The organism is Streptomyces xanthochromogenes (assembly GCF_014650455.1).
Classification (GTDB): domain Bacteria; phylum Actinomycetota; class Actinomycetes; order Streptomycetales; family Streptomycetaceae; genus Streptomyces; species Streptomyces xanthochromogenes.
The window spans coordinates 421664-435586 of sequence record NZ_BMUZ01000002.1 but is presented as its reverse complement, the minus strand read 5'-3'; the positions used below and the strand labels follow the sequence as shown (position 1 = coordinate 435586).

The 13923-nt window shown below is 73.0% G+C and carries 14 protein-coding genes and 1 riboswitch; of the genes, 8 read left to right on the top strand and 6 right to left on the bottom strand.

What is annotated here, in order from left to right; genetic code table 11:
- Positions 1 to 127: 127 nt before the first annotated feature.
- Positions 128 to 679, bottom strand: a complete 552-nt coding sequence (locus IE267_RS05780) for an SAV_6107 family HEPN domain-containing protein (protein WP_161255110.1) — start codon at positions 677 to 679, stop codon at positions 128 to 130.
- A gap of 213 nt (positions 680 to 892) precedes the next feature.
- Here IE267_RS05780 and IE267_RS05775 point away from each other — a divergent pair, with 213 nt between their 5' ends.
- The 5 genes from IE267_RS05775 to IE267_RS05755 all read left to right on the top strand — a co-directional run bounded on the left by IE267_RS05775 (position 893) and on the right by IE267_RS05755 (position 6803).
- A complete protein-coding gene (locus IE267_RS05775) occupies positions 893 to 1669 on the top strand; it encodes an ATP-binding cassette domain-containing protein (protein ID WP_167153800.1) in 777 nt (258 codons plus the stop codon).
- Positions 1641 to 3725: a YhgE/Pip domain-containing protein gene (locus IE267_RS05770; protein ID WP_167153798.1), complete on the top strand. Its 2085-nt coding sequence runs from the start codon at positions 1641 to 1643 to the stop codon at positions 3723 to 3725. The genes IE267_RS05775 and IE267_RS05770 overlap by 29 nt, the downstream gene beginning before the upstream one ends.
- An 11-nt stretch (positions 3726 to 3736) precedes the next feature.
- Positions 3737 to 4345 carry a TetR/AcrR family transcriptional regulator gene (locus IE267_RS05765; RefSeq protein ID WP_100574603.1) on the top strand — a complete coding sequence of 203 codons (609 nt, stop codon included), beginning with the start codon at positions 3737 to 3739 and terminating at the stop codon, positions 4343 to 4345.
- Between the two features lie 300 nt (positions 4346 to 4645).
- Positions 4646 to 5260, top strand: a complete 615-nt coding sequence (locus IE267_RS05760; RefSeq protein WP_167153795.1) for a DUF4126 domain-containing protein — start codon at positions 4646 to 4648, stop codon at positions 5258 to 5260.
- A 31-nt stretch (positions 5261 to 5291) separates the two neighbouring features.
- Positions 5292 to 6803 carry a phytoene desaturase family protein gene (locus tag IE267_RS05755; protein ID WP_189762329.1) on the top strand — a complete coding sequence of 504 codons (1512 nt, stop codon included), beginning with the start codon at positions 5292 to 5294 and terminating at the stop codon, positions 6801 to 6803.
- 25 nt (positions 6804 to 6828) lie between these two features.
- On the opposite strand, the gene IE267_RS05750 is transcribed toward IE267_RS05755, so the two are convergent.
- The 5 genes from IE267_RS05750 to IE267_RS05730 form a co-directional block, all read right to left on the bottom strand.
- Entirely contained in the window at positions 6829 to 7686 is an 858-nt protein-coding gene (locus tag IE267_RS05750) for a hypothetical protein (RefSeq protein WP_229860760.1), read from the bottom strand.
- 62 nt (positions 7687 to 7748) lie between these two features.
- Positions 7749 to 8666: a methylenetetrahydrofolate reductase [NAD(P)H] gene (metF, locus tag IE267_RS05745; RefSeq protein ID WP_189762328.1), complete on the bottom strand. Its 918-nt coding sequence runs from the start codon at positions 8664 to 8666 to the stop codon at positions 7749 to 7751.
- 97 nt (positions 8667 to 8763) lie between these two features.
- Entirely contained in the window at positions 8764 to 9420 is a 657-nt protein-coding gene (gene thiE / locus IE267_RS05740) for a thiamine phosphate synthase (protein ID WP_167153789.1), read from the bottom strand.
- A gap of 105 nt (positions 9421 to 9525) precedes the next feature.
- On the bottom strand, positions 9526 to 9891 hold the full coding sequence (locus tag IE267_RS05735; protein ID WP_161255091.1) for an Rv2175c family DNA-binding protein: 366 nt from the start codon (positions 9889 to 9891) through the stop codon (positions 9526 to 9528).
- Positions 9892 to 10222: 331 nt separating this feature from the next.
- Positions 10223 to 11446, bottom strand: a complete 1224-nt coding sequence (locus IE267_RS05730) for an NAD(P)/FAD-dependent oxidoreductase (protein WP_167153787.1) — start codon at positions 11444 to 11446, stop codon at positions 10223 to 10225.
- 119 nt (positions 11447 to 11565) lie between these two features.
- Positions 11566 to 11678, top strand: a riboswitch (TPP riboswitch).
- Between IE267_RS05730 and thiO the strand changes: the two genes are divergently transcribed.
- The 3 genes from thiO to IE267_RS05715 all read left to right on the top strand — a co-directional run bounded on the left by thiO (position 11676) and on the right by IE267_RS05715 (position 13851).
- A complete protein-coding gene (thiO, locus tag IE267_RS05725; protein ID WP_189762327.1) occupies positions 11676 to 12857 on the top strand; it encodes a glycine oxidase ThiO in 1182 nt (393 codons plus the stop codon). It overlaps the preceding riboswitch by 3 nt.
- On the top strand, positions 12854 to 13054 hold the full coding sequence (gene thiS / locus IE267_RS05720; protein ID WP_161258086.1) for a sulfur carrier protein ThiS: 201 nt from the start codon (positions 12854 to 12856) through the stop codon (positions 13052 to 13054). The genes thiO and thiS overlap by 4 nt, the downstream gene beginning before the upstream one ends.
- 2 nt (positions 13055 to 13056) lie before the next feature.
- On the top strand, positions 13057 to 13851 hold the full coding sequence (locus tag IE267_RS05715) for a thiazole synthase (protein ID WP_161258089.1): 795 nt from the start codon (positions 13057 to 13059) through the stop codon (positions 13849 to 13851).
- Positions 13852 to 13923 lie beyond the last annotated feature (72 nt).

The following is a 13923-nucleotide window of genomic DNA, read 5'->3' as shown; positions in this document are numbered from 1 at the left end:
GTGGGAAGGGTGAAGACCCGTCCACCCTATTGCCTACCCGGCCCGCTCCGGATCAGCCGTGGGGACGCCGTGCCCGGCCCACGTCCAGGGGCCTCGCCCACCTGCCCCGCCGCATCGGCCCGCCCGGTCAGCCCGCCCCCCGTTCCGCCTCCGCCTCGCGGGGCCTCGGCTGGGGCAGTACGGGCTGGAGGACGAGCAGGCGCTCGACCAGGCGCAGGAACATCGCGACGTCGCGGAGCAGATCGTCCGCGTCCCGGGTGGAGGCGGCGCCCTGGATGCCGGCCTCGGCGCGGGCACGCCGGTCCGCCCCCGAGGCGAACAGGGCGCTCCACTCGGCCAGTTCGGGCGCTATCTCCGGCAGCACCTCCCAGGCGCTGCGGATGCGCTGACGGCGGCGCGGGCCGGTCTCGGGCCGGCCGCGGGCGGCGAGGACGGCGGCGGCAGTGCGCAGCGCGGCCAGGTGGGCCGTCGCGTACCGCTCGTTGGGGGCGTCGAGGGCGGCCGCCTCGTCCAGGCCGCCGCGGGCCTGGGCGAGCAGGTCGAGGGCGGCGGGCGGTGCGCCCTCGCGGCGCAGCACCGGATGGACGTCGTTCGCGGGGCCTCCCGCAGGACCGTTCAGTGAGGGTGCAGGGCTGCTTGCGCGGCGCCGGGGTACAGCTGCTGCGTGGGAGCTGGCCATGACGAACCTCCTGTCGTCGTGTGACGGCACTGTGGCCGTATGTGTCCATCGTGACGGGCACCACTGACAATCTGCCCCGACTGGGCCCTGACCAGCCCCTTTGCCTCGCATGAGGGTTCGGGCTATCTTTTGTACTGACCAGTCAGTTCAATAGGAGTGGTTCGGCGAAGGGGCCGGGGTTCCGGTCCGGGGACGCGCAGAGCAGGGGGGAATGTGGACAGCCCGCACTCGGAAGTGACCGGCGCGGCGATCCGTGCCGAGGGCTTCGGGCTCAAGGGGCCGCGCGGCTGGGCCTTCCGGGGGGTGTCCGTGGACGCCGCCCCCGGCTCGCTCGTGGCCGTCGCGGGCCCTTCCGGCTCCGGCCGGACGTGTCTGCTGCTCGCCCTCACCGGCCGGATGAAGCCCGCCGAGGGCTGGGCGCGGGTGGCCGACCACCAGCTGCCCCGCAGGATGGCCGCCGTGCGACGGATCAGCGCGCTCGGCCAGGTGCCCGGCGTCAGCGAGCTCGACCCCGCCTTCACCGTCGCCGAGCACCTGCGCGAGCGCGTGATGCTGCGGCGCCGCTACGACGGCTCGCTGCGGGCGCTGCTGCGCTCCCCCGCCCGGCGCCGGGCCGAGTCCCGCACCCTGATCGACGAGGCGCTGGCCGGGGCGGGGCTGGATCTCGGCTCGCTGCCCAAGGCCGGCCGCACCTCCGTACGCGATCTCGAACGTCTGGAGGCGCTGCGGCTGAGCGTGGCCCTCGCGCTGATCCAGCAGCCACGGCTGCTCGCCGTCGACGACACCGACATGAAGCTGTCGGACGGCGAACGCAAGGCCGCCTGGGCGCTGCTGCGCTCGCTCGCGGACGCGGGCACCACGGTCCTGGCGGTGTGCAGCGAGGCACCCGCGGAGGCCGACATCACCGTGACGACGGAACCCGGCGCCGAGGACGGGGCCACGAACGAGGAGGGGGCGGCGGATGCGTTCGCCACGACTGGCAGCGCTTGAGCTGAAGCGGTTCGGCAGGGGGAAGCTGCCGAGGGCGGCCCTGGTCGCGCTGCTTCTGCTGCCGCTTCTGTACGGCGCGCTCTACCTGTGCTCGTTCTGGGACCCCTACAGCCGTCTCGACCGCATACCCGTGGCGCTCGTCAACGACGACCGGGGGGCCGAGGCCGCCGGGCAGAAGCTCCGGGTCGGCGACGAGCTCAGCAAGAAGCTGCTCGACAGCAAGACCTTCGAATGGCACCAGGTCAGTGACGCCGAGGCGCGCAAGGGCCTCGAAAAGGGCACGTACTACCTGTCGTTGACGATGCCCGCCGACTTCAGCGAGCGGATCGCGTCCAGCTCCGGCCAGTCCCCGGAGACGGGCGCGCTCCAGGTGCACACCAACGACGCCAACAACTACATCGTGGGGTCGATCTCGCGGACGGTGTTCGCCGAGGTGCGTGCCGCCGCGTCCACCAAGGCGTCCCGGTCCTTCCTCGACAAGATCTTCATCTCGTTCGGCGACCTCCACGACCAGACCGAGAAGGCCGCCAAGGGCGCGGGCGACCTCAAGGACGGGCTCGGCAAGGCCAAGGACGGCTCCAAGGAGCTGGCCGACGGCCTCAAGGACGCCAAGGACGGCAGCGGCAAGCTGGCCGGCGGCATAGCCAAGCTCGACTCCGGCGCGGCCACCCTCGCCGGCGGCGCCCAGCAGGTCGCCGACGGCACCCAGCAGCTCGCCGACCAGGTCAACGCGGTGGCCGGGCAGGCGCGTCCGTACCTGAAGGACAACGGCAAGGCGGTCGGCGACGCGGCGAAGCTGCTCGCGGACTCGATCCAGCCGGTGCGCGACCAGCTCACGCACATCATCGACCTCGCGCCCGCCGCGGCGGCCGGCACCCGCAAGGCCTCCCAGGACCTGGACACCCTCTACCAGCAGCTCTGTGTGGACACGTCCACCGAGGGACAGGTCTGCCCGAAGCTGAAGGAGGCCAAGAAGGCGATGGCCACCGGCGCGACCCTTACCGCGGACGTGAACAACCTCGTCAAGGACCAGGGCGGTGATTTCAAGAAGCTCGACAAGAGCCTCCAGGATCTCCAGACCAAGGCCCGGGACCTGGCCGCGAAGGCACCGCACCTCTCGACCGACCTCGACCAGAAGGTCGCCGACGTCAACCGGCTCAACAAGGGCGCGCACGACGTGGCCAAGGGGGCGGGCGCCCTCCACACCGGTCTCGGTACCGCGCGGACGGGCTCCACCGACCTCGACTCGGGCGTCGGCAAGCTGGAGAAGGGCGCGGGTGCCCTGGACGGCGGGATCGTCAAGCTCTCCGACGGTTCGGTGCAGCTGTCCAACGGTCTGCACGACGGCGTCGGGAAGATCCCGGACTACGACAAGCAGCAGCGCGACCAGCGCACCGAGGTGATGGCCGACCCGGTCAAGCTGGCCTCGCAGGCGATGCACAAGGCGCCCAACTACGGCACCGGCTTCGCCCCGTACTTCATCCCGCTCTCCCTGTGGGTCGGCGCGATGGTCGCGTACATGCTGATCCAGCCGCTCAACCGGCGCGCTCTCGCGGCCGGGGCCTCGGCCTGGCGGATCGCGTTCGCGGGCTGGCTGCCGGTGGCGGCCATCGGTCTCGCGCAGATCGCCGCGCTGATGGCGGTGCTGCACTTCGGGCTCGGCCTCGAAATGCAGCGCACGGCCGGGACGCTGGGCTATCTGGCGCTCACCGCCTGCTGCTTCACGGCGATCGTGCAGTGGCTGAACGCCAAGTTCGGGGCGGCCGGACGCATCCTGGTGCTGGCCGTTCTGATGCTCCAGCTGACGTCGGCGGGCGGCACCTACCCCGTCCAGACCAGCCCGGCCTTCTTCAACGCCATCCACCCGTACCTGCCCATGAGTTACGTCGTGGACGGGCTGCGCAGGCTGATCAGCGGCGGCGATCTGGGCGTGGTGTGGCAGGGCTGCGCGGTCCTGACCGCCTTCACCGTGGGCGCCCTCGCCCTGACCGCGCTGTCCGCCCGGCAGAAGCAGGTGTGGTCGCTCGACCGGCTGCACCCCGAGCTGAGCCTGTGAGAATCGACGCCATGGAGAGCAGCAGCACCAGACGGCAGGCGACCCGGCAGAAGTTGTACGAGGCCGCCGTGACGCTCATCGCCGAACAGGGCTTCTCGGCCACCACGGTCGACGAGATCGCCGAGCGGGCCGGGGTCGCCAAGGGCACGGTCTACTACAACTTCAAGAGCAAGACCGAGCTGTTCGAGGAGTTGCTGCGGCACGGCGTGGGTCTCCTGACCGCGTCCTTGCAGGCGGCCGCGGACGAGACCGACGAGCGGGGCGGCACCAAGGTCGAGGCCCTGGACGCGATGATCCGGGCCGGCCTGGACTTCATCCACCGCTACCCGGCCTTCACCCAGCTCTACGTGGCCGAGCTGTGGCGCACCAACCGCGCCTGGCAGTCCACCCTCCTGGTGGTGCGCCGCGAGGCGGTCGCCGTGGTGGAGACGGTGCTGCGGGACGCGGTCGGCGCGGGCGAGCTGAGCGAGGAGATCGACATCCCGCTCACCGCCGCGGCCCTGGTCGGCATGGTCCTGGTGGCCGCCCTGGACTGGCAGGCCTTCCAGAGCGAGCGGTCCCTCGACGACGTCCACGCGGCGCTTTCGAGACTGCTGCACGGCCGGGTCAGCGGGCGCTAGCGGCGCCGCCGGAGAGCACAGCACGCCGGGCCGGTGCGGTTCATTCCCCCATGAACCGCACCGGCCCGGCGCTTCCCCCGTACGTCCCCCCGTACCTCGTCACGTCCAGGGAGCCGCGCCGGTTCCGCCACCCCGTGTCGGCGGTACCGGCGCCGCGCCCCTTCCGTGACCTCCACCTTCCCGTCCGCGCAGGTGGGAGCCCATCCGCTCGGGTACTCATCTCACCTCCTGAGTACGGATACTCAGACGTCCGCGCTCAAGCTCATTCGGGGGCGGCCGGATCTGGTTAACATCGCGACCGTGTCCGTACTCCCCCTCGTGTTCACCAGCGGCTGGGCGAGCGGGGTCAACGCGTACGCGGTGGTCCTGCTGCTCGGTATCTTCGGCGCCACCGGCCTCAGCGACGAGGTGCCCGCCGCCCTTGAGCGGCCCGACGTCCTGATCGCGGCCGGCGTGCTCTTCCTCTGCGAGGCCGTCGCCGACAAGATCCCGTACGTCGACTCGGTCTGGGACTCCGTGCACACGGTGATCCGGCCGATCGCGGGCGCGGTCGTCGGGGCGCTGCTCGCCGGGCAGAACGGGTCGCTGCCGGATCTCGCGGCCGGGGCGGTGGGCGGTTCGACGGCGCTGATGAGCCATCTGGTCAAGGCGGGCACGCGGATGGCGGTGAACACCTCGCCCGAGCCGTTCAGCAACATCGCGCTGAGCACGGCGGAGGACCTGGGAGTCGCCGGGATCATGAGTTTCGCGCTCTTCCATCCGCTGGCGGCGGCCGTGATCGCGGGCACCCTGCTGCTCATCGGCATCGTGATACTGGTCGTCCTGTGGCGGAAGATCCGCCGGTTCCGGCGGCGCAGGGCGCAGCGCCGGGAGGAGAAGCGGCTGGCGGCGGGGGTTCCGCGCCCGCCGGAGTGAGCTGTCGGTGACGGCGGATAAAGTCGCCCGCATGGCACGGATTGCGGTGATCGGCGCCGGTGTGGGCGCCATGGCGGCTGCTGCCCGGCTGGCCGTGGCAGGCCACCGGGTGACGGTGTACGAGCGCTCGTCCACATACGGCGGCGCGTTGGGACGGTTCGAGCGGGACGGTTTCGTGTTCGACACCGGCCCCGGTCTGCTGCGGCTGCCCGCCGTCTACCGCGACCTGTTCGTGAAGACCGGCAAGGAGCCGCTGGAGAGCGTCGTGGAGCTGGCCCCGGTCGACCCCGCCGCGCGCCACCTCTTCGCCGACGGCACTGCGGTCTCGCTGCCCAACGCCTCGCGCGCGGGCGTGCTTTCCGCGCTCGACGACGCCTTCGGCGAGGGCGCGGGCGAGCGCTGGGGGGCCTTCCTCATCCGCGCCCGCGAGGCCTGGGACCGCACGCGCAGGCCCCTCCTGGAGGAGCCGCTGTGGCCCAACTGGGAGGTGCTGGCCCGCGAGCCCTACCCCGCGCCGAAGCAGCGCCGGCTGCTTCGCGCGCCCCGGCAGGCGGCCACGCTCGGCGAGGTCGCCGCGTGGGAGCTGGGCGGCGGCCGGCTCGGCGCGCTCCTGGAGGGCTACGCCCTGGAACACGGCCTCGATCCGGGGACGGCTCCGGCCGCCGCGGCCGTGCTGCCGTACATGGAGCAGACCTTCGGCAGTTGGTATGTCCGCGGCGGCATGCGGGAGTTGGCGCGTGCGGTGCACGAGCGGTGTCTGGCCCGGAAGGTCGCGTTCGTCTTCGGCGCCGAGGTGCGGCGGGTCGTCGAGCAGGACGGCCGGGCGGCCGGGGTCGAGCTGGCCGACGGAACGGTGTCCGAGGCGGACCACGTGGTGTGCGGCGCCGATCCGCGCGGCCTCGAACGGATGCTGCCCGGCCGGGAGTTGTGGGAGTCCGGCACGGTGCGGCCGACCGCCGGGGCCCGGCCGAGCCGGTTCACGGTGCTGCTCGCGCTGCGCGGCGCCCGCCCGGCCGACGCGTGCCACCACACGGTGGTGCACTCTCCGGACGCCTCGGCCGAGGCCCGCGCGGCCTTCACCGGGCCCGGCCTCGCGCCGCCCACGGTCACGGTGCTGCGTCCCGACGACCCGGCGGTGCGCCCCGACGACGACCACGAGGCGCTGACCCTGACGGCGACGGTCGCCCCGCACGGCCCGGTCGACTGGACGGACGCAACCCTCGTGCGGCGGTACACGGACGAGCTGATCGCGGCCGCCGCACGGGCCGTGCCCGATCTGCGCGAACGGCTCCTGTGGCACGAGTCCCGCACCCCGGTGCACCTCGCGCAGGCGACGGGCGCCGAGGGCGGTTCGGTGCCCGCGCCCTCCCTGGCCGGGGCCGGGGCCGCGTTCCTGCACCCGTCCAACACCACGGCCCTGCCGGGGCTCCACCTCGCGGGCGGCTGGGCGCACCCGGGCGGCGGGCTCGCGCACACCGGGATGTCGGGCGCGCTCGTGGCCGGCCTGATCGTGGAGGGGGACGACTTCCGGGGCTCGCAGTGAGCCCCGGGGTCCGCCCGGTCGGCGGTCAGTAGCGGTAGGGCTGCTGCTCCGGATGCTGCGGCAGGTCCGGGTGGTTCTGGTGGTTCTGGCCGCCCGTGTGGTTCGGGTCGTACGGCGGCTGGGGCTGCTGCTGCTCGTAGGGCACGTACTCGCCGTCACGCTGCTGGGGCACCCAGACGCCGCCGGGCGGGGTGTCCGTCCCGTACTGCGCGGCGAGCGGGTCGGGGTAGGACTGCTGGCCGCCGAAGCTGTCGTAGCCGGTGTAAGTGCCGTACGCCTGGGCGCCGTTGCCGATGTACGGGTCCGAGTAGGCGGCGTACTGCTGCTGCCCGGCGCCCGTCTCGTCGTACTGCGGGGCATACGGATCGGCGTACGGCTGGTGCGGGTCGTAGCCGCCGTACTGGGGCTGCGCCTCGGCCTGCTGGGCGGCCCCGTAGATGCCGTACTGGCCGGTGTCGTCGGGCATCGGCAGCGACTCGTAGACCGCATCGGCGTGCGCCGCCCGGTCGTTGGCGTCCGGCGGGGCGGCCTCGCTGCTCTCCTCGTACTGGAGGTCCGAGACCTCCAGGACCGGCTCCGCGGCGGGGGCACCCCGGCGGCCCGCCTTGCGGCGGCGGCTGGCGCCGGGGCGGCCGCCGATCGCCCAGCCCGTAGAGAAGCCCTTGCGGAAGGACAGGGTCACGTACGCCTGCCCGACGGCGAAGGCGATCGCACCCAGGATGATCACGAAGACGGACGGGATCAGGACACCCACGACCACGCCGAGGAAGCCGGTGAAGGCGAGCAGCCGCCAGCGCAGCCGTGCCTTGTACTGCAGCAGCACCTCACCGAGCAGCCACAGCGCGACGATTCCGAACGCGATGTAGAGGACCGTCCAGCCCATGTACGCCCCTCATTCTCCTGCCCCGGGTACAGCTGTCCCCTGACCCGGGTACCGGTCTCCGGCTACGCCTGCTGGTGCAGACCGAGATTCTCGTAGATTTCGAGCGTCGCCGTGGAGTTGTTGAGGGTAATGAAGTGCAACCCGGGAACGCCATCGGCGAGCAGCCGCGAGCAGAACTCGGTGGCGAACTCGATGCCCATGGAGCGTACAGCGGCCGGATCGTCCTTGGCCGCCAGCATCCGGTCCCTGAGGTCCGCCGGGAAGACCGCGTTGCTGAGCTGGGGCAGTCGTCCCAGCTGCTTCACGCTGGTCACGGGCAGGACCTCGGGGATGATCGGGGTCTCACAGCCGGCCGCCGCGACCCGGTCGCGCAGTCGGGAATAGTTCTCGGGCTCGAAGAACATCTGCGTGATGGCGTAGTCGGCGCCGGCCCGGCACTTGTCCACGAAGTTGCGGATGTCGGAATCCCAGTCCGTGGAGCGGGGGTGCATCTCGGGGAAGGCCGCGACGCCGACGCAGAAGTCGCCGGACTCCCGGATGAGCGAGACCAGTTCGGCCGCGTAGGTCACGCCCTGGGGGTGCTTGACCCACTCGCCCATCGGGTCGTCCTTCGGGTCGCCGCGCACCGCGAGGATGTTGCGGATACCGGCGTCGGCGTACTGCCCGACCGCGTGGCGCAGCTCGGCGACCGAGTGCCCGACGGCGGTGAGGTGGGCGACCGGCGTGAGGGTGGTGTCCTCGGTGATCTGCTGGGTGGCCTCGACGGTTCCGGTACGGGTGGTGCCACCGGCGCCGTACGTGACGGAGACGAAGTCGGGGGCCACCGCCTCGACCCGGCGCAACGCGTTCCAGAGGTTCCGCTCACCCTTCTCGGTCTTGGGCGCGTAGAACTCGAAGGAGTACGTGGTCTCGCCGGTCGCGAGCATGTCGCGCACGGTGCGTGCGTGATCAGTCCTGGTGGAAGCAGTGCCTAGGGCCATACTGGCAGGTTAGCCACGGGGGCCCGGCACCCCAACCACGCAGGGGTGAATTGTCTTAATTGCCGGACTTCTGTCCACCCCTCGGACAGCGGGCCGCTCAGCGCGCGCCGAGCCGCTCGCGGACGCGCTTGGCGAGGTCGGCGGCGGCCGCGGCCGGGTCGTCGGCCTCGGTGATCGCCCGCACCACGACGACGCGGTCCGCGCCCGCGTCCAGGACCTCGTCCAGGTTGGCCGCGTCGATCCCGCCGATCGCGAACCAGGGCCGGTCCGTCGTGAGCGAGGCGGTGTGGCGCACCAGGTCGAGGCCGGGCGCGTGGCGGCCGGGCTTGGTCGGGGTGGGCCAGCAGGGGCCGGTGCAGAAGTAGTCCACGCCGGGCTCGACGGCGGCCGCGGCGGCCTCCGCCTCCGCGTGGGTGGAGCGGCCGATCAGGACGGTGTCGCCCAGGATCGCGCGGGCCGCGGGCACCGGCAGGTCGCCCTGCCCCAGGTGCAGCACGTCGGCGCCGATGGCGTGCGCCACGTCGGCGCGGTCGTTGACCGCGAGCAGCTTGCCGTGCCGACGGCAGGCGTCCGCCAGGACGGCCAGGTGCTCCAGTTCCTCGGCGGCCTCCATGCCCTTGTCGCGCAGCTGCACGATGTCCACGCCGGACGCGAGGACGGCGTCCAGGAAGGCGGGCAGGTCGCCCTGGCGCTTGCGGGCGTCGGTGCACAGGTAGAGCCGGGCGTCGGCGAGCTGCTCACGGGCCGTGGGCATGGAAGGTCCCCCGTTGTGTTCGTCTTCGGCCGGGCCGCGCGGTGTACGGCCGGGTGGACCGGACCGTACACCGCGCGGCGTTCGGCACTGTCGGGTGGGCTCGGCTCAGAGAGCGAGCGCCTGGGCGCGGCGCTTCACCTCCGTGCCGCGATTCTCGCTGAGGGCCTCGGCGGGGGTGCCGGGCAGCGTCGGGTCCGGAGTGAAGAGCCACTCCAGCATCTCCTCGTCGGAGAAGCCGTCGTCCCTCAGCAGGGTCAGCGTCCCGGCCAGGCCCTTGACCACCTTGTCGGAGTCGATGAAGGCGGCGGGCACCTGAAGCGCCCTGTTCTCACCGCGGCGTACGGCGATGAGCTGGCCCTCCTTGACCAGCTGCCGTACGCGCGTCACCTCCACGTCCAGCATCTCCGCGATGTCGGGGAGGTAGAGCCAGGCGGGGACGAGAGCATCAATCTTTGCGTCAATCTCGGTCACGGACCAAGCGTGCCACCTCGCACGGACACTCGGTACCGGGGTGGTCCCTCGGGGGCTGTGCCCCCGCGCCCCTTCCTGGGGGCACAGCCCCCAGGCCCCATCGCGGGGCGCTGCCCCCGGACCCCTTCTGGGGGCGCTGCCCCCAGACCCCCGCTCCTCAAGCGCCGGAGGGGCTTGATGCGGTTCGGCCGCAGGCCCGTGCGTGGTTGCTCGCGCCGTTCCTCGCGCCCCTGTAGGTGACCCCGAGCCCCTTGGCGGAGCCACGCACACGTCGCAGGCCGGCGCCCCTGTAGGTGGCCCCGAGCCGCCTTAGGGCACCCGGCGCCACTCGTCACGTCAGCGTGGCCGACTTCAGCGGGATGGACGGGTCGGCCGTCTTCGACGGGTCCATCAGGGCACCCGATTCGATCAGTTTGCGGCCCTGGGCCAGGTCGCGGGGGCGGCCCACCGCGAGGATCGCCACCAGGGCGCCGTCCCTGAGCCAGCACACGGACCAGGGGGTCGAGGACGGGTCGCCGCGGTGGATCAGCTCGTCGGTGTCGGTGTGGTGGCCCGCGTACTGGACGAAGCGGCCGAACTGCTCGGACCAGAAGTACGGGACCGGGTCGTAGTCGGTGGGGGCCTCACCCACGATGTCGGCGGCGACCGTACGCGGGCCCTGGAGCGCGTTGTCCCAGTGGTGGACCAGGAGGCGCTCGCCGAACCGGGCCGAGGGGAACGAGGCGCAGTCGCCGACCGCGTACACATCGGGCAGCGAGGTGCGCAGACGGGCGTCCGCGGTTACCGCGCCCTCGGGGCCGAGCGCGATGTCCGAGCCGGTCAGCCAGCCCGTCGCGGGGCGGGCCCCGATGCCGATGACCACCGCGTCGGCCGGCAGCCGGCGCCCGTCGGCGAGCAGCACCTCGCCCGGCACGACCGCCTGCACCCGGGCACCGGTGAGGAGCTCGGCGCCCGACTCGGCGTACCAGCCGGTCATGGGGGCGGCGACCGCCGCGGGCAGCACCCCGGCCAGCGGGCGGTCGGCGGCCTCGACGACCGTGACCTCGCAGCCCGCGTCGCGCGCGGCCGTCGCGAACTCCGCGCCGATCCACCCCGCGCCCACCACCACGATCCGGTGGCGCTGGTCGAGGACCGGGCGCAGCCGGCGCGCGTCGTCGAGGGTGCGCAGGAGGTGGACGCCGGGCACCCCCTGGCTGCCGGGCAGGGTGAGCGGTTCGGCGCCGGTGGCGATGACGAGGGTGTCGTAGTCCACCTCGCCCGCCTCGGTCACCACGCGGTGCTCGTCCGGGCGCACCCCGGTGACTTCGAGGCCCAGGCGGAGGTTCACGCCGAGTGCCTCGAAGTCCACCTCGAAGGCCGAACCCTCGGCCTTGCCGAGCAGGACGGCCTTGGACAGCGGGGGCCGGTCGTAGGGCTGGTGGGGTTCGGCTCCGATGAGGGTGATGGTTCCGGTGAAGCCCTGTTCGCGCAGGGCCACCGCGGTCTGCACGCCGGCCATGCCCGCGCCGACGACGACCACGTGCCGCGCTTCGGATTGCGTCTGCTGTTCGCTCACCCGATCACCATAAGCAGCTGACTATTTGTCAGGTAAGGGGCCGGGCCCGGCCGGGCACCCCTCGGGCACCCGGACGCTCCCTTACTGCGCGCTGGCGGCTCGGGCTATGGTGGCAGGCGTAAAGCACTCGCGGGAGCCCGGACGCACCGGGCTGAGAGGGAGGCTGGGCGGCCTCCGACCGTACGAACCTGATCCGGGTCATGCCGGCGAAGGGAGGGGCTGGACGCCCATGCGTTCTGCACAGCGAGGGCCCGGGAACGGGTCCGACGTCCTCGTGGTCGGGGGCGGCATCATCGGGCTCGTCACCGCCTGGCGGGCCGCCCAGCGCGGGCTGACGGTGGTGCTCGTCGACCCCGAGCCGGGCGGCGGGGCCGCCCAGGTCGCGGCCGGGATGCTCGCCGCCGTCACCGAACTCCACTACGGCGAGCAGACGCTGCTCGCCCTGAACGTCGAGTCCGCCCGGCGCTATCCGGCCTTCACGGCCGAGCTGAGCGAGGCGACCGGCCTCGACACCGGCTACCGCGCCTGCGGCACCCTGGCCGTGGCGCTCGACTCCGACGACCGCGCCCACCTGCGTGACCTGCACGCCCTCCAGGTCCGCTGCGGCCTGGAGTCGGAGTGGCTGTCCGGGCGCGACTGCCGTCGCCTGGAGCCCATGCTCGCGCCCGGAGTGCGCGGCGGGCTCCGCGTGGACGGCGACCACCAGGTCGACCCGCGCCGCCTCGCCGGCGCCCTGGTCGCCGCCTGCACCGGGGCCGGGGTGCGCTTCGCGCACGGCTGGGCCGAGCGGCTCTCGGTGGTACGGGAACGGGCGGCGGGAGTCGTCCTCGCGGACGGCACCGCGCTCGCCGCCGACCAGGTGGTGCTCGCCGCGGGCAGCCTCAGCGGGCGTTTCGCGGGCGTACCGGAGGAGCTGCTTCCGCCCGTCCGTCCGGTGAAGGGCCAGGTCCTGCGGCTGACGGTGCCGCCCGCCTACGCGCCGTTCCTGTCCCGGACCGTGCGGGCGGTGGTGCGGGGCAGCGACGTGTATCTCGTACCGCGGGAGAACGGCGAGCTGGTCGTCGGCGCCACCAGCGAGGAACTCGGCTGGGACACCACGGTCACCGCGGGCGGTGTCTACCAACTCCTGCGCGACGCGCACGAGTTGGTGCCGGGCATCACCGAGCTGCCGCTCACCGAGACCCGGGCCGGACTTCGCCCCGCCTCCCCCGACAACGCCCCCCTCCTCGGCCCGACCGCGCTGCCCGGGCTGCTGCTCGCCACCGGGCACTACCGCAACGGCGTGCTGCTCACCGCCGTCACCGGCGATGTCCTGGCGCACGCCCTGGCCACCGGTGAACTGCCCGACGAGGCACGCCCGTTCACCCCACGACGCTTCGCCTCCGCACCTCGGGAGCTGACGACCGCATGACCATCTCCGTCAACGGCGAGCCCCGCGCGCTCGCCTCCGGAACCACCCTCGACGCCCTCGTCGCCACCCTCACCCCGTCCCGCTCCGGGGTGGCCGCCGCCGTCAACGAGGCGGTCGTGCCGCGCAGCGCCTGGCCGACGACCACGCTCGACGACGGCGACCGCGTCGAGGTCCTCACCGCCGTGCAGGGGGGCTGACCATGGCCGACGACCTGCTGACCATCGCCGACACCACCTTCGGGTCCCGGCTGATCATGGGCACCGGCGGGGCGCCCAGCCTCGACGTCCTGGAACGCGCGCTCACGGTGTCCGGCACCGAGCTGACCACGGTGGCGATGCGCCGCCTCGACCCGAGCGTGCAGGGCTCGGTGCTCTCCGTCCTGGACCGGCTCGGCATCCGCGTGCTGCCCAACACCGCGGGCTGCTTCACGGCGGGCGAGGCGGTGCTCACCGCGCGCCTGGCGCGCGAGGCGCTTGGCACGCACTGGGTGAAGCTGGAGGTCGTCGCGGACGAGCGCACCCTGCTGCCCGACCCGATCGAACTCCTCGACGCCGCCGAGGTATTGGTGGACGACGGGTTCACCGTACTGCCGTACACCAACGACGACCCGGTCCTCGCGCGCAAGCTGGAGGACGTCGGATGCGCGGCGATCATGCCGCTCGGCTCCCCCATCGGCTCCGGCCTCGGCATCCGCAACCCGCACAACTTCGAGCTGATCGTGGACCGGGCCGGCGTCCCGGTGATCCTCGACGCGGGCGCCGGCACCGCGTCCGACGTGGCGCTCGCCATGGAGCTCGGCTGCGCCGCGGTGATGCTGGCCTCGGCGGTGACCCGGGCCCAGGAACCGGTCCTGATGGCCGAGGCGATGCGGCACGCGGTGGAGGCGGGCCGGCTCGCCCACCGCGCGGGCCGCATCCCGCGCCGCCACTTCGCCGAGGCGTCCTCGACGATGGCCGGGCGGGCCGCGCTCGACCCCGAGCGGCCCGCGTTCTAGCCGGTCCGCGTCACAGCTCGGCTGCAGTCGGGCCCCCGGAACGCACGCGGCGTGAAGGGGGCCGGGCGGCGC